This window comes from Pseudomonas sp. (assembly GCF_037994325.1).
In the GTDB taxonomy this organism is placed as follows: Bacteria; Pseudomonadota; Gammaproteobacteria; order Pseudomonadales; family Pseudomonadaceae; genus Aquipseudomonas.
In genome coordinates this window covers 1-19,724 of record NZ_JBBNAH010000141.1, presented here as the reverse complement: position 1 = coordinate 19,724, position 19,724 = coordinate 1, and the positions used below count along the sequence as shown (strand labels likewise).

At 59.9% G+C, this 19,724-nt stretch carries 16 protein-coding genes; 9 read left to right on the top strand and 7 right to left on the bottom strand.

Features of this window, described 5'->3' with window-relative positions; all coding sequences use genetic code 11:
* Positions 1–78 precede the first annotated feature (78 nt).
* The 3 genes from betI to betA all read left to right on the top strand — a co-directional run bounded on the left by betI (position 79) and on the right by betA (position 4,061).
* The gene (gene betI, locus AAAB16_RS04770) at positions 79–669 is read left to right on the top strand and encodes a transcriptional regulator BetI (protein WP_340662313.1); all 591 of its coding nucleotides are present in this window, start codon (positions 79–81) and stop codon (positions 667–669) included.
* 42 nt (positions 670–711) lie between these two features.
* Complete coding sequence (betB, locus tag AAAB16_RS04765) at positions 712–2,184, top strand: betaine-aldehyde dehydrogenase (RefSeq protein WP_340662312.1); 1,473 nt, start codon at positions 712–714, stop codon at positions 2,182–2,184.
* 152 nt (positions 2,185–2,336) lie between these two features.
* On the top strand, positions 2,337–4,061 hold the full coding sequence (gene betA, locus AAAB16_RS04760; protein ID WP_340662311.1) for a choline dehydrogenase: 1,725 nt from the start codon (positions 2,337–2,339) through the stop codon (positions 4,059–4,061).
* 449 nt (positions 4,062–4,510) lie between these two features.
* Here betA and torT read toward each other — a convergent pair whose 3' ends face one another.
* Entirely contained in the window at positions 4,511–5,542 is a 1,032-nt protein-coding gene (gene torT, locus AAAB16_RS04755) for a TMAO reductase system periplasmic protein TorT (RefSeq protein WP_340662310.1), read from the bottom strand.
* A 197-nt stretch (positions 5,543–5,739) separates the two neighbouring features.
* On the opposite strand from torT, the gene mdtD reads away from it, so the two are divergent.
* Complete coding sequence (mdtD, locus tag AAAB16_RS04750) at positions 5,740–7,167, top strand: multidrug transporter subunit MdtD (RefSeq protein ID WP_340662309.1); 1,428 nt, start codon at positions 5,740–5,742, stop codon at positions 7,165–7,167.
* A gap of 143 nt (positions 7,168–7,310) precedes the next feature.
* Here the strand turns inward: mdtD and AAAB16_RS04745 are convergent, their stop codons facing one another.
* Complete coding sequence (locus tag AAAB16_RS04745) at positions 7,311–8,555, bottom strand: HD-GYP domain-containing protein (RefSeq protein ID WP_340662308.1); 1,245 nt, start codon at positions 8,553–8,555, stop codon at positions 7,311–7,313.
* A gap of 225 nt (positions 8,556–8,780) precedes the next feature.
* On the opposite strand from AAAB16_RS04745, the gene dbpA reads away from it, so the two are divergent.
* Together dbpA and AAAB16_RS04735 are read left to right on the top strand one after the other, a co-directional pair.
* Positions 8,781–10,160 carry an ATP-dependent RNA helicase DbpA gene (gene dbpA / locus AAAB16_RS04740; RefSeq protein WP_340662307.1) on the top strand — a complete coding sequence of 460 codons (1,380 nt, stop codon included), beginning with the start codon at positions 8,781–8,783 and terminating at the stop codon, positions 10,158–10,160.
* Positions 10,161–10,279: 119 nt separating this feature from the next.
* Positions 10,280–11,515 carry a diguanylate cyclase gene (locus AAAB16_RS04735; protein ID WP_340662306.1) on the top strand — a complete coding sequence of 412 codons (1,236 nt, stop codon included), beginning with the start codon at positions 10,280–10,282 and terminating at the stop codon, positions 11,513–11,515.
* Here the strand turns inward: AAAB16_RS04735 and AAAB16_RS04730 are convergent.
* Positions 11,512–12,303, bottom strand: a complete 792-nt coding sequence (locus tag AAAB16_RS04730) for a transporter substrate-binding domain-containing protein (RefSeq protein WP_340662305.1) — start codon at positions 12,301–12,303, stop codon at positions 11,512–11,514. The two genes, AAAB16_RS04735 and AAAB16_RS04730, sit on opposite strands and share 4 nt — an antisense overlap.
* A 154-nt stretch (positions 12,304–12,457) precedes the next feature.
* On the opposite strand from AAAB16_RS04730, the gene AAAB16_RS04725 reads away from it, so the two are divergent.
* Together AAAB16_RS04725 and yccS are read left to right on the top strand one after the other, a co-directional pair.
* Positions 12,458–13,636, top strand: coding sequence for an NAD(P)/FAD-dependent oxidoreductase (locus AAAB16_RS04725; protein ID WP_340662304.1), 1,179 nt, complete (start codon positions 12,458–12,460; stop codon positions 13,634–13,636).
* A gap of 195 nt (positions 13,637–13,831) precedes the next feature.
* Positions 13,832–16,027 carry a YccS family putative transporter gene (gene yccS / locus AAAB16_RS04720; RefSeq protein ID WP_340662303.1) on the top strand — a complete coding sequence of 732 codons (2,196 nt, stop codon included), beginning with the start codon at positions 13,832–13,834 and terminating at the stop codon, positions 16,025–16,027.
* A 114-nt stretch (positions 16,028–16,141) separates the two neighbouring features.
* Here the strand turns inward: yccS and AAAB16_RS04715 are convergent, their stop codons facing one another.
* Complete coding sequence (locus tag AAAB16_RS04715; RefSeq protein ID WP_340662302.1) at positions 16,142–16,996, bottom strand: HDOD domain-containing protein; 855 nt, start codon at positions 16,994–16,996, stop codon at positions 16,142–16,144.
* Between the two features lie 186 nt (positions 16,997–17,182).
* Between AAAB16_RS04715 and AAAB16_RS04710 the strand changes: the two genes are divergently transcribed.
* Positions 17,183–17,425 carry a DUF2789 domain-containing protein gene (locus AAAB16_RS04710; protein WP_110615277.1) on the top strand — a complete coding sequence of 81 codons (243 nt, stop codon included), beginning with the start codon at positions 17,183–17,185 and terminating at the stop codon, positions 17,423–17,425.
* On the opposite strand, the gene AAAB16_RS04705 is transcribed toward AAAB16_RS04710, so the two are convergent.
* The 3 genes from AAAB16_RS04705 to AAAB16_RS04695 all read right to left on the bottom strand — a co-directional run bounded on the left by AAAB16_RS04705 (position 17,422) and on the right by AAAB16_RS04695 (position 19,582).
* The gene (locus AAAB16_RS04705; RefSeq protein WP_340662301.1) at positions 17,422–17,937 is read right to left on the bottom strand and encodes a M48 family metallopeptidase; all 516 of its coding nucleotides are present in this window, start codon (positions 17,935–17,937) and stop codon (positions 17,422–17,424) included. The genes AAAB16_RS04710 and AAAB16_RS04705 overlap by 4 nt on opposite strands.
* A gap of 161 nt (positions 17,938–18,098) precedes the next feature.
* Positions 18,099–19,163 (bottom strand): class II fructose-bisphosphate aldolase, encoded by a 1,065-nt coding sequence (gene fba, locus AAAB16_RS04700; protein WP_110615279.1) that lies wholly within the window; start codon positions 19,161–19,163, stop codon positions 18,099–18,101.
* Positions 19,164–19,267: 104 nt separating this feature from the next.
* Entirely contained in the window at positions 19,268–19,582 is a 315-nt protein-coding gene (locus AAAB16_RS04695) for an MliC family protein (RefSeq protein WP_340662300.1), read from the bottom strand.
* Positions 19,583–19,724: the final 142 nt, after the last annotated feature.

The following is a 19,724-nucleotide window of genomic DNA, read 5'->3' as shown; positions in this document are numbered from 1 at the left end:
TTTTTATTGATTCCTCGTTCAATAAAAACTTACTAGACTGGCGCAAAGCCCGTAGCGACTGGATTCAAGGAGTTCGCCATGCCCAAAGTTGGAATGCAGCCTATCCGCCGCTCACAGCTGATTCACGCCACTCTGCAAGCCGTAGACCAGGTCGGCATGGACGCCAGCATCGCCCTGATTGCGCGTTTGGCCGGGGTGTCTAACGGCATCATCAGCCATTACTTTCAAGACAAAAACGGCTTGCTCGAAGCCACCATGCGCCACCTGATGTCGGCCCTGAGTCTGGCGGTGCGTGACCGTCGCCAACTGCTGGCAGACCAAAGCCCACGGGCGCAAATCCGCGTGATCATCGAAGGCAACTTTGATGAAAGCCAGGTCAATGGCCCGGCAATGAAAACCTGGTTGGCGTTTTGGGCCAGCAGCATGCACCAGCCATCCTTGCGGCGCCTGCAACGGATCAACGACCACCGCCTGTATTCCAATATTTGCTGTGAATTCCGCCGGGTAATGCCGGTGGGCGAGGCGCGTATCGCTGCCCGTGGTCTGGCCGCCTTGATTGATGGCCTGTGGCTGCGCGGCGCCCTCAGCGGCGAAGCGTTTGATATTCAGCAAGCGCTGCATATCGCCTACGACTACCTGGACCAACTGTTGGCCAGACAGGCGGGCTAAGCGCTCGCTGCACACCTTTTTCACGACTTTCGCGAGGACACCATGGCCCGTTTTCCCCTGCAAAAACTCTATATCGATGGCGGCTATGTCGACGCCACCAGCGGCGCCACCTTTGAGGCCATCAACCCGGCCAACGGTGAAGTGCTGGCCGAGGTACAACGCGCCTCGCACGCCGACGTAGAACGCGCCGTCGCCAGTGCGGAAAAGGGCCAGAAAGTCTGGGCGGCAATGACCGCCATGCAGCGTTCGCGCATCTTGCGTAAAGCGGTGGATATCCTGCGCGAGCGCAACGACGAATTGGCCGAACTGGAAACCCTCGACACCGGCAAAACCCTGTCGGAAACCCGCTATGTCGATATCGTCACCGGCGCCGACGTGCTCGAGTACTACGCAGGCTTGATTCCAGCCATTGAAGGCGAGCAGATTCCGCTGCGCGACACCTCGTTCGTCTACACCCGCCGCGAGCCGCTGGGCGTTGTCGCTGGCATTGGTGCGTGGAACTACCCGATCCAGATCGCCCTGTGGAAATCCGCCCCGGCCTTGGCCGCAGGCAACGCGATGATTTTCAAACCGAGCGAAGTTACCTCGCTGACCACCCTGAAGCTGGCGGAAATCTACACCGCCGCTGGCGTGCCTGATGGCGTGTTTAACGTACTCACCGGCAGCGGCCGCGAAGTGGGCACCTGGCTGACCGAACACCCGCGCATCGAAAAAATTTCCTTTACCGGTGGCACCGACACCGGCAAAAAAGTCATGGCCAGCGCCTCCAGCTCGTCACTTAAAGAAGTGACCATGGAACTGGGCGGCAAAAGCCCGCTGATCATTTTCGAAGACGCCAACCTTAACCGCGCCGCCGACATCGCCGTAATGGCCAACTTCTACAGCTCCGGCCAGGTGTGCACCAACGGCACCCGCGTGTTTATTCCGCGCAGCTTGCAGTCGCGTTTTGAAGCCAAGGTGCTGGAGCGGGTACAGCGTATTCGCCTCGGCGACCCGAGCGACGACAACACCAACTTTGGCCCGCTGGTGAGCTTTGCCCATATGGAAAACGTGCTCGGCTATATCGCCAAGGGCAAAGCAGAAGGCGCGCGGTTGTTGATTGGTGGCGAGCGGGTTACCAGCGGCGAATTCGGCAAAGGCGCTTATGTGGCACCCACCGTGTTCAGCGATTGCACCGATGAGATGACCATCGTGCGTGAAGAAATCTTTGGCCCGGTGATGAGCATCCTGGTCTACGACGACGAAGAGGAAGTGATCCGCCGCGCCAACGACACCGAGTTCGGCTTGGCCGCAGGCATCATCACCCAGGACCTGAACCGCGCACACCGGGTTATCCACAAGCTGGAAGCCGGTATTTGCTGGATCAACACCTGGGGCGAGTCGCCGGCAGAGATGCCGGTGGGTGGCTACAAACAGTCCGGCGTGGGCCGTGAGAATGGCTTGGTGACCTTGGCGCAATACACCCGCATCAAGTCGGTGCAGGTGGAGTTGGGTGGGTACACCTCGGTTTTCTAAGCCACCGTCCTACGCACAAACCCCGTCGTGCCCGCGCACGCGGGGACCCAGAATCGCCAGCCGAACGCGTGCACTCGCCACACTCTGGATTCCCGCCTGCGCGGGAATGACAGGGTTTGGGGCGGTTAGCCAGGTCCATGTCAGGTACACAAATGAACACAGAATTCGATTACATCATCGTCGGTGCCGGTTCAGCCGGTAACACCCTGGCCACCCGCCTGACCGAAGATGCCGATGTCACCGTGCTGCTGCTCGAAGCCGGCGGCCCTGACTACCGTCTGGATTTTCGCACGCAAATGCCTGCTGCCCTGGCCTTCCCGCTGCAAGGCCGGCGCTATAACTGGGCCTACGAAACCGATCCCGAACCGCATATGAACAACCGCCGTATGGAATGCGGGCGCGGCAAAGGCCTGGGCGGTTCGTCGTTAATCAATGGCATGTGCTACATCCGCGGCAACGCCCTGGACTACGACAACTGGGCGAAAACCCCGGGCCTGGAAGACTGGAGCTACCTCGACTGCCTGCCGTATTTCCGTAAAGCGGAAACCCGCGACATCGGCCCCAACGACTACCACGGCGGCGACGGCCCGGTCAGCGTGACCACGCCCAAGGCCGGCAACAATCCGTTGTTCAAAGCCATGGTCGAAGCCGGCGTGCAAGCCGGCTACCCGCGTACCGAAGACCTTAACGGCTACCAGCAAGAAGGCTTCGGACCGATGGACCGCACCGTCACCCCAGCGGGCCGACGCTCCAGCACCGCTCGCGGCTACCTCGACCAGGCGCGTAAACGTCCCAACCTGACCATCGTCACCCACGCCGTCACCGACCGCGTGTTATTCGAAGGCAAACAGGCCGTCGGCGTCGCCTACCTCAAAGGCACCAGCTCGATTCCAGTGGAAGCCATGGCCCGTCGTGAAGTGCTGGTGTGCTCGGGCGCCATTGCCTCGCCGCAAATTCTGCAACGCTCCGGCGTCGGCCCGGCCGCCCTGCTGAAAAAGCTGCGTATCCCGCTGGTGCACGACCTGCCTGGCGTCGGTGAAAACCTGCAAGACCACCTGGAAATGTACCTGCAATACGCCTGCACCCAACCGGTGTCGCTGTACCCCTCGTTGCTGTGGTGGAACCAACCGCCGATTGGCGCCAAATGGCTCTTCCTCGGCAAAGGCATCGGCGCCAGCAACCAATTCGAAGCCGGTGGTTTTATCCGCAGCCGAGCAGAATTCGAATGGCCGAATATCCAATACCACTTCCTGCCGGTCGCGATTAACTACAACGGCAGCAACGGCGTACAAGAACACGGCTTCCAAGCCCATGTCGGCTCCATGCGCTCGCCTAGCCGCGGGCGCATCCAAGCCAAATCCAAAGACCCGCACGAACACCCCAGCATCCTGTTCAACTACATGGCCACCGAACAGGACTGGCAAGAATTTCGCGACGGCATTCGTATCACCCGCGAAATCATGAACCAGCCGGCGCTGGACCCCTTCCGTGGTCGCGAAATCAGCCCAGGGCCTGAGGTGCAGAGCGACGAACAACTCGACCAATTTATCCGCGAACACGCCGAAACCGCCTTCCACCCCTCCTGCTCCTGCAAAATGGGTAGCGACGACATGGCCGTGGTCGACGGCGAAGGGCGCGTGCATGGCGTGCAAGGGTTGCGCGTAGTCGATGCCTCGATCATGCCCCTGATCGTCACCGGCAACCTCAACGCCCCAACCATCATGATCGCCGAGAAAATCGCCGACAAAATCCGTGGCCGCGCGCCGCTGCCGCGTAGCACTGCTGACTATTACATTGCTAATGGGGCGCCGGTAAGAGGCACTCCAGCCCGTCAATTAGCGTCGCTTCCACCCTCTCCCCCAGCCCCTCTCCCGTAAACGGGAGAGGGGCGCAGATCGGCATTCCCCGCCACAACTCAGTCAGCCCCCTCTCCCGCTTGCGGGAGAGGGTTGGGGAGAGGGGCACTTGTTCTGCTTGTGATCTTGATCTGGCTTGTGATCCACCCGCCCCGTTTACCGCAAGGTCGAGCGCAGGCGTTGCGCAAGGGGGCGCCGGCCAGGTGGAATGGCAGGAGCAGCGACAGTTTGAAATCTAGGGTAGGTTGGGTTGAGCCATCAGCGAAGCCCAACATTGCGGCACCAGACAGGACGGGGCGTGATTTGACTTGCTATCCAGTGTTGGGCTTCGCCGGGCTCAGCCCAACCTACAAAAGTAAGTCGCGCGTAAGGCGCGAAACAGATCTATCAGCCCACGCGGTAACGAAGAAAAACACCAAGAGCAGGTGCGCACAGCACACCCTACGCATCGCCCAAACCAATCGCTCAACTCAATCCGGCAAATTCTTCCGAATCATCCACTGCCCATTCGGCGGCACCACCCGACTCATATTCAACTGCCGCACATTATCCCGATCCAACACCAGAATCTGCGGGCTCACCATCCTCGCCACCGCCTGCTTCTCCAATACCCTTACCGCCAAATCCACCGCAATGCGCGCCTGCACTACCGGCGAATCGGTCGGCGCCGCCAACACCTGCCCCTCGGCAATCGGCGCCAACAACCGCTCATTGGCGTAAAACGAGATCACCTCAAAGTGATACCGCGGCGCACTGTTGTGCCGCAGCCGCGAAGCAAACGCCGCCGCCTCGGCATTACCCAGCACATAATCCAGGTTGGGCTCACGTTCCAACAAACTGCGGATCAGGGGTGCCTGCCCGGAGATATCCGCCGCCCCGTAGCCACCATGAATCAGCGTCACCGACGTGCCCTTCAATGCCTCATTCAACCCCGCTTCGGCATCCTTCAGCCAAGCCGCCCCCTCAGGGCCGGGAAACCAGCCTACCCGCACCGGCCGCCCTCGGCTGTGCTGCAACAGGTAGGTAAACGCCACTTTAGTCATCTCGGCATAGTTCACCCGCGAGTGAGCGCTGACGCCTTGGCAGTCGAGGCGGTTAGCCAGGTCGATCACCGCCGCGCCCTTGCTGGCCACGGCCTGAATCTGCGGACACAGGCCATCGGCGCTAATGCCGCCCACAATGTAGGCATCCGCCCCACGCTTGCTGCACTGTTCAAATTGCTCGCGCTGCAACGCCGCATTTTGATAACCGCCGGCATCGTAAATACCCACGCGCACGCCTTGGCGTTGGGCTTCCTGCGCCACCCCCCACGACATCGCCCACCAGTAGCGGCCCACGCCCTGTGGCAGCAACGCGCAAATCCGCCAGGGGCGGCTGGCTTTGTTCTGCGGAAAATAGTTAAGCGCGCGCCCATCACTCACCACCGGGGCCGGGAACCATTCCTCGGCCTGCACCGGCAGGCAACCCAATAGGCCAATCACCAAGAAGAAAATCACCCGCATCAGACAAGGCCTTGAGCACGTGGAGGAGCCAGACGGGACGACCGTACAAAGCGTGGCAGTTGCCTTTGCATATTGCCAATGCGCCACGCACAAAGTTCCGCTTCGATGCAGGCCAATACGGCCAATTGCGCGCATCCCATACTGGCGACAAAGCAGGCATCGGCTTAAAGTCCATGCAGCCCCGCTGCGAGAAGCCTATGCCTGTTCAACCCGCTCTAGACGCCCGCACTGCCCGCTTGCTGCCCTGGATTGTCGCTATCGCGTTTTTTATGCAGACCCTGGACGGCACCATTCTGAATACCGCCCTACCGGCCATGGCCCGTGAATTGTTGGAAGATCCGCTGCGCATGCAGTCGGTGGTGATCGCCTACATGCTCACCGTAGCCCTGCTGATTCCCGCCTCAGGCTGGATTGCCGATCGCTTCGGCACGCGGCGGATTTTTTTCGGCGCCATTTTGCTGTTCAGCTGCGGTTCGTTGCTCTGCGCCATCAGCACAACCCTGCCGCAACTGGTCGGCGCGCGCATTGTGCAGGGCCTTGGCGGTGCGTTGATGATGCCGGTGGGAAGGCTGGTGGTGCTGCGTGCCTATCCGCGTACCGAGCTGGTACGGATCATGAGTTTTATCACCCTGCCCGGCCTGCTCGGACCACTGATCGGCCCGACCTTGGGCGGCTGGCTGGTGGAATACGCGAGCTGGCATTGGATTTTTTTGATCAACCTGCCGGTGGGCCTGATCGGGTGTATCGCCGTGTGGCGGGTGATGCCAGACCTGCGCGGACCGCAGCGCAGCCGCTTCGATACCCTGGGCTTTTTGCTGTTCGGCGGCGCCATGGTGTTGATCACCATCGCCCTGGAAGGCCTGGGCGAGCTGCACCTGGCGCATATGCGCGTAATGCTGCTGTTGCTTGGCGGCCTGGCCTGCCTGGCGGCGTATTGGCTGCGTGCCGGGCAGGTGGCAGAACCGTTGTTCTCGCCCAGCCTGTTCCGCACCCGCACGTTTGCCGTGGGCATTCTCGGCAACTTGTTCGCGCGTTTGGGCAGCGGCTCGTTGCCGTTTCTGGTGCCGCTGTTACTGCAACTGGCGCTGGGCTATTCACCGGCGCAGGCGGGCATGAGCATGATCCCCTTGGCGCTGGCGGCGATGTCGGTAAAACCCTTGGCGAAAACCATCATCGACCGCTTTGGCTACCGCACGGTGTTGACCGGCAACACCTTGCTGCTCGGCGGCTTGCTGGCCAGCCTGGGCCTGGTCAGCGCGCAGACACCCTATGCCGTGTTGCTGATCCAGCTGGGGCTGTTGGGCGCGGTGAATTCCATGCAATTTACCGCGATGAACACCGTCACCCTGATCGACCTCGACGATGCCAGCGCCAGCAGCGGCAACAGCCTGTTGTCGGTAGTGGTGCAGTTGGCCATCAGCCTCGGTATCGCCTCGGGGGCAGCCTTGTTGGGCGGCTTTACCAGTGAGATCGGCAAAGGCGATATCGACAGCGTGTTGGGCGCGTTTCAGCTGACGTTCTTGTGCGTGGGCGTGCTGACGCTGCTGGCGGCGGCGATCTTTTTGCAGCTGGCGCCGGAGGATGGGCGCTCAGCCAAGCGGGTGACCACCGAGATTCAGGAGTAAAGCGCAATAACATTGGTCGCCGACCAAATCGCCGTCATCCCCGCGCAGGCGGGGATCCAGAATGGTTCAGGGCAATAAGTACATCTGCAGATTCTGGGCCCCCGCCTGCGCGGGGGCGACGGTGTGGGGTTGAGTGAAAGGTATCAACCGAAGTAGCTGCCATTCTTCGACGGCAAACCCGACCACAGCTCTTCCAAGCGTGGAAAATTCCAATCTTCCGGTGATTCGCGCCCCACGATTTTTTCGCGCCCGACCAACTTCGACAGGTCGATAATCTGCTGCGCAATTGGCGTCTTTGACTTGGCCATAAAAAACACCTTTACCCGCGGGGTAAGCAACGACGTTTCGTGTTGTTCCATGACCACGCCCAGACGCCCGCTTTCCAGCCGCACCAAGGAGCCAGTGGGGTAAATACCGACCGATTTGACGAAGGCTTGAAACACCACTTGATCGAAGTGGCCCTTGCTCCACTCAGCCATTTTGCGAATCGACTCGGCCGGGTCCCAGCCGTTTTTGTAGGGGCGATTGGAAGTGATGGCGTCGTAGACGTCGCACACCGCGCCCATCTTGGCAAACAGGCTGATCTGGTCACCGACCAAGTGATGCGGGTAGCCGCTGCCGTCGACCTTTTCGTGGTGGTGCAAGCACACGTCGAGCACGATGGCGTTGATGCTGCGGTTGTCTTTGATCAACGTCCAACCCGCCATCGGATGGTCGCGTATGGTCTTGAACTCGGCATCGCTGAGCTTGCCCGGTTTGTTGAGGATTGCATCGGGGATCATCATCTTGCCGATATCGTGCAGCAGCCCGGCCATGCCGGCGTCGCGTACCTGTTCTTCGCTTAGCTCCAGCTGACGGGCCAGGGCGATCATCAGGGCGCAAACGGCCACCGAGTGCATATAGGTGTATTCGTTGGAGGTTTTCAGCCGCGCCAGGCTGATCATGGCGTCGGGATTGCGGCTCACCGACTCACTGATTTCTTCCACCAGTTCAGTCACCCGCTCGGCATCAATGGCATGGCCCATGCGCACCTCGCCAAACATGGCGACAACGGCCTCCTTGGAGCGCGCACAAAGTTTTTGCGCGCGTTTGACTTCATCTTCCAGTGAGGCGCTGACGGGCTTGTTCTTCTCCCCGTCGACCAGCAATTGCTCAACCTCGGCCGCTACCTCAGCAGGGCTTAAAGACGCGCTGCCATCAGGCACGTCGAGGCCTTGGCTGGAGTCAATCCAGACCTCTTCAATGCCACTGTCGAGAATGCGCTGCAGGTCCTTTGCAGAGCTGAGTAAAAACTTGGCTTTCCAGAATGGATGCTCCATCCACGAACCACAAAATTCGTGGATAAACATGCCCTGGCAAAGATCGGTAACAGCAATTCGTTTCAGCACGGCAGGACCCGGCAACGATCAACGGACTTGGTCGGACAACACGGTGTTGGCCTTGTGCAAATTAATACCAGCAAATAGCCACTTTTGCGCTGTGGTTTTTACAAATTCCCCAGGTAAGCGTCACGCTCTTTAGTCGCAGCCCGTCGCCCCTTCAGCACCCTGCATGCCGTGCAGCGCGGTGCCCCTGTTACACTGCACGCCATTTCCGTTTAGCAGGCCTGCACCGTGACTTCCACCGCGTTCAATTCGTTGCCCTTATCCGCCGCCATGTTGGCCAACCTCGAATCGCTGGGGTACGCCGAAATGACGCCGATTCAGGCACAAAGCCTGCCGGTGATTCTCAAGGGCATGGACCTGATTGCGCAGGCCAAAACCGGTAGCGGCAAAACCGCGGCCTTTGGCATTGGCCTGCTTAACCCGCTCAACCCGCGCTACTTCGGTTGCCAGGCGCTGGTGCTGTGCCCAACCCGCGAACTGGCCGACCAGGTGGCCAAGGAAATTCGCCGCTTGGCGCGCAGCGCCGACAATATCAAGGTGCTGACCCTGTGCGGCGGCGTGCCATTTGGCCCGCAGATCGGCTCGTTGGAACACGGCGCGCACATTATCGTCGGCACCCCGGGGCGCATTCAGGAACACCTGCGCAAAGGCACGCTCAAGCTTGATGGTCTGAACACCCTGGTACTCGACGAAGCCGACCGCATGCTGGATATGGGCTTTAACGATGCCATCACCGACATCATCAGCCACACCCCGGCCAAGCGGCAGACCCTGCTGTTTTCCGCCACCTACCCGTCCGGGATCAAACAGCTGTCTGCCGCCATCATGCGTGACCCGCAGCAAGTGCGCGCCGAGTCGCTGCACACCGACAACCAGATCGAACAGCGTTTCTACGAGATCGACCCCGACCAGCGTATGCAGGCGGTGACCAAGTTGCTTGCCCACTTCCGCCCGCAGTCCTGCGTGGCGTTTTGCTTTACCAAGCAACAATGCCAGGAAGTGGTCGACCACCTCACCGCCAAAGGTTTTTCCGCCCAAGCGCTCAACGGTGACCTGGAGCAGCGTGACCGCGACCAGGTATTGGCCATGTTCGCCAACCGCAGTTGCAGCATCTTGGTGGCCACCGACGTGGCGGCACGTGGGTTGGATATCGACGCCCTGGACATGGTGATCAACGTCGAGCTGGCGCGTGACTCGGAAATCCATATCCACCGCGTCGGCCGCACCGGCCGTGCCGGCGAAAAAGGTTTGGCAGTGAGCCTGGTGGCGCCCGCCGAAGGGCAACGCGCGCAAGCCATCGAAACCCGCCAACAGGCGCCGCTGAATTGGGACCAGATTGATAACCTCAAAGCCCAGCCTGGCGGCCCCTTGCAGCCGCCGATGGTAACCCTGTGCATTGGCGCCGGCCGTAAAGAGAAAGTGCGCCCTGGCGATATTCTCGGCGCGCTAACCGGCGATGCCGGCATCCCCGGTGACAAGGTCGGCAAGATTGCGATTTTTGATTACCAAGCCTACGTGGCGGTGGATCGCAATGTGGTAAACCAGGCGCTGAATCGTTTAAATAGCGGCAAGATCAAGGGCAAATCGATCCGCGTGAGAATGCTCTAACGCCTCGTAGGCTGTGCCGTGCGCACCATTGCAATCCTTTGAAAGAACGCAATGGCGCGCGCAGCACACCCGAGGGGAGCATCGTTTGAGCGGGTAACGAGGCTGACAAGGAGAAGTGGGTGAGAAATATTCTGGTCGTCGAGGACAGTCCCCTCGTTCTGAAGATTCTCGAGCACCTATTCCGCCAGGAGCCCAACCTGCAACCGGTGTTCTGCGCCTCCCTGGGCGAAGCGCAGGTGATGCTGGAAACCTCCGCCGGCTTGTTTTTCGCGGCCATCGTCGACCTTAACCTGCCCGATGCCATGGACGGTGAAATCGTCGACTTGGTGCTGGGTTTCAACCTGCCCTGCATCGTGCTGTCCGGTTCCTACAACGAGCAACGCCGCGATGAGCTGTTGCTCAAGGGTGTGGTCGATTACGTGCTCAAGGAAAGCCAGCATTCCTATGAGTACGCCTTTCGCCTGCTGCACCGGTTAGAGAGCAACAGCCAGGTGAAAATCCTCGTCGCCGAAGACTCCGACGCCACCCGCCACTTCATTCGCCGCATCCTTACCTCGCACCTGTATCAGATCATCGATGCGGTAGACGGTAACCAGGCCCTGCAAATTCTCAAAGAACAGCCCGATATCGACCTGCTGCTGGTGGACCACAGCATGCCCGGCATCAGTGGCTTCGACTTGGTCAAGCTGCTGCGGCAAAAGATGAAGCGTTCGGACCTGATTATTCTCGGTCTGTCCGCCGACACCAAAGGCTCGCTGAGTGCACTGTTTATCAAGCACGGCGCCGACGATTTTCTGCGTAAGCCATTCTGCCCTGAAGAACTCAACTGCCGAGTGATGTCGACCCTGGAACGCCGCGACCTGATGCAACAGCTCAAGCAGGCGGCGCTGTTCGATTCACTGACCAACCTGTACAACCGCCGCGCTTTTTACGAGCAAGGCGCGCAAATGTGCAAACTGGCGCAGCGTGGCGGGCAGGAGTTGAGCGTGGCCATGCTGGACCTGGATTTTTTCAAAAGCATCAACGACGACCACGGCCACGCCAGTGGCGACACGGCGTTGGTGCTGTTTTCCCGCGCGCTATTGCAGGTGTTCCCCGATGCCTTGCTCGGGCGATTGGGCGGCGAAGAGTTTGCCCTGCTCACCCGTCAGGACGCCTCGGCGCTGCAAGGGGCATTGGAGCAGTTGCGGCAGATTTCCGTGGGGCTGAAGTACGCGGCGGATGCACCGCCGCTGAATTTCAGCGCGGGCGTATTCCAGGGCGCACCGGAAGATCTGGAAAGCCTGCTGCACCAGGCAGACACCCGCCTGTATCAGGCCAAACATCAGGGCCGCGGGCGCACCGTCAGCAATTAGTCTTCTATTTCGCCAGGGTCCTGGCCTGAGCTGCCGCTAGCGCCCTGCGCTGCCGCGAAGCCATGGGCGGCATAAATTTTCGCGTAGGTACCGTCTTCACGCATGGCCTGCATGGCTTTATCAAAGCCGTCGACTATCTCTTGGGCATGGGGGTGGCTGCTGCGCACCAGAATATGCAGGCCATTTTCACTCAGCGGTGTGGGCAGAAACTCCAGTTGTTCTTCAAGGCCGCGCAACTCGTACTGAAAGTAATGACGCGCCACCAGCTCATCTTCCAGAGTCAGTTGCACCCGGCCAGCAGCGAGCATGCGCGCGCCCATGGCAAAGTCCACCACCGGCACTTTAAGTAGCTGTGGAGCGGCGTCGAACTCAGCCTGGTAGGAATAACCACGGACCACCGCGATGCTGTTATCGCCCAGATCGCTCAAGGCACGGAACTGCAGGTCACTGCCCTTGCGCCGCAAGAAGCGGATGCGGTTAACCAGATAGGGCTCGGAGAACACGCCGTAGGTGGCACGTTCCTGGTCGAACCAGGCGCTGACCACAATGTCGTAATCGGCCACCTGCAGGCCATGCAGCACACGGGCCCAAGGCACTTGAAAATAAGAGCTGGCATAGCCTGCACGCTTTAGCGCGGTGATCACCAGGTCGCTGGATAGGCCGTTGTTAAGCAGATTGACGTCATTAAACGGTGGCCACGTATTGGCGACCAGGCGCAGTGATTCAGCACTCGCCGAGGCGCTACAGGCTAAAACCAGCCACAACATAAGGCGCGGAAATAACTTCATGCCTGCGTCTTCTTTAATCCGACCCATGGATAAAACAGCTTAGTCAGGCCAACGCCCACAACACCAGTACCGATGATGGGAAACGCCAAGTTTTCTGCAACGCTTGCGCTAAACTGCCGCCCCGGTAGACAAGGCAGAATTTTCAGAGGTGCGCGTGCAAGCTTCGGATGTTGTGATTATTGGCGCAGGCGCCGCCGGTTTGATGTGTGCATTGAGCGCCGCTGCGCGCGGCCGTCAGGTGCTGCTGCTGGACCATGCCAACAAGGCCGGGAAGAAAATCCTGATGTCCGGCGGTGGGCGTTGCAACTTCACCAATATGTATACCGAGCCGAGCAACTTTCTGTCGCACAACCCGCACTTCTGCAAATCAGCTCTGGCGCGCTACACCCAATGGGACTTTATCGCGCTGGTAGGCAAGCACGGCGTGCCCTACCACGAGAAAAAACTCGGCCAGCTGTTTTGCGATAACAAAGCCAGCGACATTCTCGAGATGCTGCTTAGCGAATGCGAACAGGCCGGGGTGAAGCTGCACCTAAATACAGCCGTTACCCAGATCGACAAAAGCGACAGCGGCTACAGGCTGCAAACCGGCATTGGCGCCGTTAGTTGCACCTCGTTGGTAATCGCCACTGGCGGCCTGTCGATTCCCACTCTGGGGGCCACCGGCTTTGGCTATCAGGTGGCCAAGCAGTTTGGCCACACCTTGCTGCCGACCCGCGCAGGCCTGGTGCCATTTACCATCACCGACCAACTCAAAGAACTGTGCACCGAGCTCTCCGGCACCTCGGTGGACTGCCTGGTCAGCTGCAACGACGAAAGCTTTCGGGAAAATATTCTGTTCACCCACCGCGGCCTGAGCGGCCCGGCGATTCTGCAGATTTCTTCGTATTGGCTACCCGGCCAAGCTGTCTCGATCAACCTGCTCCCCGACCATGACCTGTCGACCTGGCTGGCCGAGCAACAAGCCGAGCGGCCTAATAGCGAACTGAAAACCCTGCTCGGTGAGTTGTTCACCAAGAAGATGGCCAGCCTGCTCGCCGAGCAGTGGTTCGACTCCAAACCAATGAAGCAATACACCCACGCCGAGCTGGCGACGATTGCCGAGCAGCTTTCCAACTGGCAAGTGGTGCCGGCCGGTACCGAGGGCTACCGCACGGCAGAAGTGACCCTCGGCGGCGTCGATACCAAAGAGGTGTCGTCCAAAACCATGGAATCGCTGAAGTCGCCGGGGCTGTATTTTGTCGGCGAGGTGCTGGATGTCACCGGCCATTTGGGCGGCTTTAACTTCCAGTGGGCCTGGGCCTCGGGTTACGCCGCCGCGCAGTATGTTTAAACGCGCCAGCACTCGGCCGCGTGAATAAGTAGAGGGTGACGTGACTTCGCCGCGGCGCGAGTGTCCAACTTGGCCAAGCGTGAAGGCGTGCGCGCTGATCGCCCATGGTTTTACAAAAAACCTTGAGCCGGCGGTTCGCACTGCTGCACTTATCCGCTCTAATCACCTTATTGCCCGCCAGGTTGTCTGCCACTGATGCCAGCTCCAACTATTCGCCAAACCCTTCGCCGCTTATGGGCGCAGGACAAGTTCAGCTACAGCCTGCGGGCCTTTGTCGCCCTTACCGGGATCATGGCGCTGTGCTGGACCCAGGATGCCATGCACCAGCTGATCCCGCTGTTTCTCGGGGTTATCGCCAGCGCCCTGGCAGAAACCGACGACAGCTGGCAGGGCCGCCTCAATGCCCTGCTGGTGACCCTGGCCTGTTTTAGCGTGGCCTCGGTGGCGGTGGAATTGCTCTTCCCCATGCCATGGGTATTCGGCGCGTCAATGGCGCTGGCGTGTTTCTGCCTGACCATGCTCGGTGCCCTGGGCGAGCGTTATGCGCGTATTGCCCAGGCCACCTTGATTCTCTCGGTGTACACCATGATCGGCGTTGACCAGCGTGATGGCGCGCAGGTCAGTTTCTGGCATGAGCCGATGCTGTTGGTGGCCGGCGCGGCGTGGTACGGCTTGTTGTCGGTGATCTGGCAGGCGCTGTTTTCCCATCAGCCGGTGCAGCAAAGCCTGGCCGTGCTGTTCCGCGAACTGGGGCGTTTTCTCAAACTGAAATCGGCGATGTTCGAGCCGGTGCGCGGTGGCGATCTGGAGCAGCAGCGCCTGGCCTTGGCCAAGCAAAACGGCAAAGTGGTGGCGGCACTCAACGCCAGCAAGGAAATTATTCTGCACCGCGTCGACAGCGCGCGGCCGGGACAGAAGATCAGCCGCTACCTGAAGCTGTACTTTATGGCGCAAGACATTCACGAACGCGCCAGCTCCTCGCACTACCCCTACAACGATCTGGCCGAAGCGTTTTTCCACAGCGATGTGCTGTTTCGCTGCCAACGCTTGCTGCGCCAGCAAGGCGAAGCCTGCCAGCGCCTGGGCCTGGCCATACAACTGCGGCAGAGCTTTGATTACGGCGGCCACTCCAGCCAAGCCCTGACCGACCTGCAAGCCTCCCTGGAACACCTGCGTATTCAAAGCAACCCGGCCTGGCGCAGCCTGCTGCGTTCGCTGCGCGCCTTGGCCAGCAACCTCGGCACGCTGAATAACCTGCTGAGCAACGCCAATAACCCTGACGCCCTGGCTGATGAACAGGACAGCAGCCTGCTGGACCGCTCGCCGCGCTCACTTAAAGACATCATCGCCCGCATCCGCCTGCAACTGACGCCCACCTCATTGCTGTTCCGCCACGCGCTGCGCTTGTCCATCGCCCTCAGCGTGGGCTACGGCATGCTGCACCTGATTCACCCCGAGGAAGGCTACTGGATCATCCTCACCACCCTGTTTGTCTGCCAGCCGAACTACGGCGCGACGCGCAAAAAACTGCTGCAGCGTATTGGCGGCACGGTGATTGGCTTGGTCCTGGGCTGGGCGCTGTTCGACTTATTCCCCGGCGCGCTGATTCAGGCGATGTTTGCCGTGGTCGCTGGCGTGGTGTTCTTCGCCAACCGAGCCACGCGCTATATGTTGTCCACCGCGGCGATCACGCTGATGGTGATGTTCTGCTTTAACCAAGTGGGCGATGGCTATGGCTTGATCGTGCCGCGCCTGGTCGACACCTTGCTCGGTGCCTTGATCGCCGGCCTGGCGGTGTTCCTGATCTTGCCGGACTGGCAAGGCCGCAGGCTTAACCAAGTGGTGGCCAACACCCTCAGTTGCAACAGCCGTTACCTGCAAGAAATCATGCGCCAATACGCCTCCGGCAAGCGCGACGACCTGGCCTATCGCCTGGCCCGGCGCAACGCCCATAACGCCGACGCGGCGCTGTCCAGCACCCTGGCCAATATGCTGATGGAGCCGGGGCATTTCCGTAAGGAAGCAGACGTCGGTTTCCGCTTTCTAGTGCTCTCGCACACCTTGCTCAGCTACCTCTCCGCCCTGGGCGCGCACCGTGGCGAGCCACTGCCGAGTGCGGTCGAGCCCAGCCTGATCAACACCGCCGCCAGCACCCTGGCCAGCAGCCTGGATGAAGTGGCGCAAAACCTCGCGCAAAAAACCCCGGTGGTGATTCACAGCGACGCCGAAGAAAACCTGGCGAAAGAGTTGGAGCAATTGCCGGAAGAAATGGACGACCGAGAGCGGCTGGTGCAAAGCGAACTGGCGTTGATCTGTCGGCAGTTGAGCCCACTGCGCACGTTGGCCGCGCATGTGTTGCGCGATCCGGTGACAATTAATACCCCGGGCTGATGCACCACCGTCATTCCCGCGCAGGCGGAATCCAGAATGAAGCGCCTGGCGCGATATCGAAGCCACCGCAGCTATTTTCTGGATCCCCGCCTGCGCGGGGATGACGGTATATGGTTAGCGCAGCATATCCGCCAGCGCATCAATCTCTTCGCGGTGCACGCTGAGCACCTGCAAGCCGCCGTTAATATCCAGCTGGTTATAGGGCGGGAGTAATTTGCCGTAGCCGGTCAGGCTCGGTAGCGGCGGCAAATCCGTGACGTGGTCAAAGCCTTTAAGGCGGTGGTAGCGGGCCAGGTTGACCAGATCGATCAGCTCCATCTGGTAAGCACCCTTTTCACTCCAGTCGCCACTGTGGCGCACGATCTCCACCAGTTCCTCATCCACCGCCCACTTGCGCAGCAGCACGATACCTAAGGACTTGCTGTATTCGTGACAGAGGTTCAGGTACAGCTCGCGGGACGGTTCGACGTCGTCTTTCAACGCGGAGAAAATCGCCAGCGAACCCAGCTCACTCATCAGGCTGGCTAGCAAGGCCTGCTCGGGTTGCACGTGACTGGCCCGGGAAGCGAGAAACGCGCAAATACAGGCCTGCAAAATCAGCCGCTCCCAGGCTTCTTTGAAGAGTTTTTTGTGGGAAGCGCTGTGCAGGGTAAACAGGCTTTGAATGCTGTGGACCATGGTGATGCGGTCGACCTGGCCGACACCTAGCACCTGCATCACATCTTTAAGGGTTTTTGGCCCCCGGCGGGTGCGCGTTAGAGCGCTGGAGGAATACTTGATCAGCAGCGCGGCCAAGGCTGGGTCACGGCTAATCAGTTTACTCAAGGCTTCCAGGCTGATATCCGGGCTGCGCAAGGCTCGGCGAATCTCCAAGGTAAGCGCTGGCAAACTGGGCAGTTGCTCCTCACCGGACATCAACTGCGACACCACCTGCCTGTAGCGGGCATACCCGCTTAACACTGCCGACATGAACCCTTACTCCAGCGCTGGATCTTGTTTGCGTACAGGCTAATCGCTATCAGCGTGTTTGCCCATGGCGCCGGTCTGAAGTGCAGGGAATATTTTCGGCGCGCGCGTCTGTAGCAAGCAGGTTGAACCCGGAGTAAACCCAGGCAGTCCCACACTTACGCATTGCTTTGCCACTGAGGACTGACCATGGAACGCAACAAGCACGACTTGCCCGCCCTGTTCGAACAGCTGGGGTTGGATTCGCAACCGGAAGCCATCGCGCAGTTCATCGCCAGCCATTCACCGCTGCCGGATGAAATCAAAGTATCCAAGGCCAGTTTCTGGTCGCCGTCGCAGCAAGCCTTTTTGCAGGACGAGATTCTCGATGACTCGGACTGGGCGCCGGTGGTCGATCAGCTCAATGTGCTGCTGCGCAAAAAGGTGCCTTAGCCTTCCGCTTCAGGATTGCGGCCCGCCAGATCGCGCCAGGTGAGGTACACCCTGAGGTCGAATTCAAGTTGGTGGTAACCGGGCTGCATATATTCGCAAAGCTGGTAGAAGGCTTTGTTGTGCTCGGCTTCTTTCAGGTGCGCCAGCTCGTGCACCACGATCATGCGCAAAAACTCCGGCGCAGCTTCTTTGAACAGCGCCGCGACGCGAATTTCCTTTTTGGCTTTGAGCTTGCCGCCCTGCACCCGCGAGATGGCCGTGTGCAGGCCCAGCGCGCGGTGGGTCAGGTCCAGGCGGTTATCAAACAGCACCTTGTCGATGCTCGGCGCATTGCGCAGGTGCGCCTGCTTGAGTTCCAGGGTGTAGCTGTACAGCGCTTTGTCGCTTTGCACTGCATGCTTGCCCGGATAACGCTGCTGCAGATAATCCCCCAGGCGATTGCTGGCAATCAGCTTACGCACCTGGTCTTGCAGGGCGGGCGGATAGGCTTGCAGGTACTTGAGTGGCGGCATGGGGAGCCAATTCTTAATGGAGAGTAGGGTGTGCTGTGCGCACCGTGGCGTACATCGGAAGCTCGCGTGGTGCTCACACCGTGCGCGGACCGGCACACCTTACAACAACGAAAAAGCCCGCCATACAGGCGGGCCATTTCTTAGGCGAGAAACGCAGCCGATCAGTTGACCTTGGCGTTCAACTCACCCGAGGCGTAACGCTGGAACATATGCTCAAGGGAGATCGGTTTGATCTTCGAGGCATTGCCGGCGGTGCCGAAGGCTTCGTAGCGGGCGATGCAGACGTCACGCATGGCTTTGACGGTTTCGCCAAAGAATTTGCGTGGGTCGAATTCGCTTGGGTTGGTGGCCATCAGGCGGCGCATGGCACCGGTGGACGCCAGGCGCAGGTCGGTGTCGATGTTGACCTTACGCACGCCGTGCTTGATGCCTTCCACGATTTCTTCAACCGGTACACCGTAGGTTTCTTTGATGTCGCCGCCGTACTGGTTGATGATCGCCAGCCACTCTTGCGGTACCGAAGAAGAACCGTGCATCACCAGGTGGGTGTTGGGAATGCGTTTGTGGATTTCTTTGATCCGGTCGATGGCCAGCACGTCGCCGGTAGGCGGCTTGGTGAACTTGTAGGCACCGTGGCTGGTACCGATGGCGATAGCCAGGGCGTCAACTTGGGTCTTCTTGACGAAGTCGGCGGCTTCTTCCGGGTCAGTGAGCATTTGGCTGTGGTCGAGTTGACCTTCAGCGCCAATGCCGTCTTCTTCGCCGGCCATACCGGTTTCCAACGAACCCAGGCAACCCAGCTCGCCTTCAACCGAAACGCCGCAGGCGTGAGCCATGGCTACGGTCTGTTGGGTAACGCTGACGTTGTAGTCGTAGTCGGTTGGGGTTTTGCCGTCGGTGCCCAGCGAGCCGTCCATCATCACCGAGCTGAAGCCCAGTTGGATCGAGCGCTGGCAAACGTCAGGGCTGGTGCCGTGGTCCTGGTGCATGCACACCGGGATATGCGGGAATTCTTCGATTGCCGCGAGGATCAGGTGACGCAGAAACGGCGCACCGGCGTACTTACGTGCACCGGCCGAAGCCTGCACGATCACCGGGGAATTGGTCTTGTCAGCCGCTTCCATGATGGCGCGCATCTGTTCCAGGTTGTTGACGTTGAAAGCTGGTACGCCGTAGCCGAATTCGGCGGCGTGGTCCAGCATCTGGCGCATGCTGATAAGTGCCATGGTTTAACTATCTCCCGGTTTCGCTAGTTAATCGTGCAAGCCTGCAAGTGCGGGCATTGTATAGGCGAAGAAGGCGCTGCGTTAGGCCCCCTGCCGTGGATTGCTTATTGAGCTTTGCACCCTCGGCCAATCAGATCGTTATTGGCGACCCAGTAAACCAGGCCTTCCTGTTCTTTTATGTGAAAGGCCAAAACGTCGCTGCTATAGAAAGCCCCGGTCTCGACAGGTTCCTGCTTGAGCCGATAAACGATATCGCCGCCGGCCAGGCGCACATCTACGGCGCTCCCGTTAGCCTCGGCATAACGCCACAGCACCTTGGCTTGGCTGTCGCAGGTCCACTGTGTCCACTGCTCGGTGGGCTGCGAGCTGGCACAACCAGCAAGCAATACAAGGGCCAGCAGCCCCATGACGGCTTTCATCCACACTCCTTATGGGCCAGCGTTGGCGTGCCCGGCTTTGGCTCAATCAAGAGCGGCTCAGTCAGGGGCAATTTTGCTCATGACTGTCTGATACAGGTTCACCCGTGGTTTGTGCTTCTACCCGCTGATCGTTCTGGTTGGT

Coding starts and splice junctions, on each gene's coding strand:
- betI (WP_340662313.1), top strand. CDS start 79: ATGCCCAAAGTTGGAATGCAGCCTATCCGCCGCTCACAGCTGATTCAC.
- betB (WP_340662312.1), top strand. CDS start 712: ATGGCCCGTTTTCCCCTGCAAAAACTCTATATCGATGGCGGCTATGTC.
- betA (WP_340662311.1), top strand. CDS start 2,337: ATGAACACAGAATTCGATTACATCATCGTCGGTGCCGGTTCAGCCGGT.
- torT (WP_340662310.1), bottom strand. CDS start 5,542: ATGCGGGTGATTTTCTTCTTGGTGATTGGCCTATTGGGTTGCCTGCCG.
- mdtD (WP_340662309.1), top strand. CDS start 5,740: ATGCCTGTTCAACCCGCTCTAGACGCCCGCACTGCCCGCTTGCTGCCC.
- AAAB16_RS04730 (WP_340662305.1), bottom strand. CDS start 12,303: ATGAAGTTATTTCCGCGCCTTATGTTGTGGCTGGTTTTAGCCTGTAGC.
- yccS (WP_340662303.1), top strand. CDS start 13,832: ATGCCAGCTCCAACTATTCGCCAAACCCTTCGCCGCTTATGGGCGCAG.
- AAAB16_RS04715 (WP_340662302.1), bottom strand. CDS start 16,996: ATGTCGGCAGTGTTAAGCGGGTATGCCCGCTACAGGCAGGTGGTGTCG.
- AAAB16_RS04710 (WP_110615277.1), top strand. CDS start 17,183: ATGGAACGCAACAAGCACGACTTGCCCGCCCTGTTCGAACAGCTGGGG.
- AAAB16_RS04705 (WP_340662301.1), bottom strand. CDS start 17,937: ATGCCGCCACTCAAGTACCTGCAAGCCTATCCGCCCGCCCTGCAAGAC.
- fba (WP_110615279.1), bottom strand. CDS start 19,163: ATGGCACTTATCAGCATGCGCCAGATGCTGGACCACGCCGCCGAATTC.
- AAAB16_RS04695 (WP_340662300.1), bottom strand. CDS start 19,582: ATGAAAGCCGTCATGGGGCTGCTGGCCCTTGTATTGCTTGCTGGTTGT.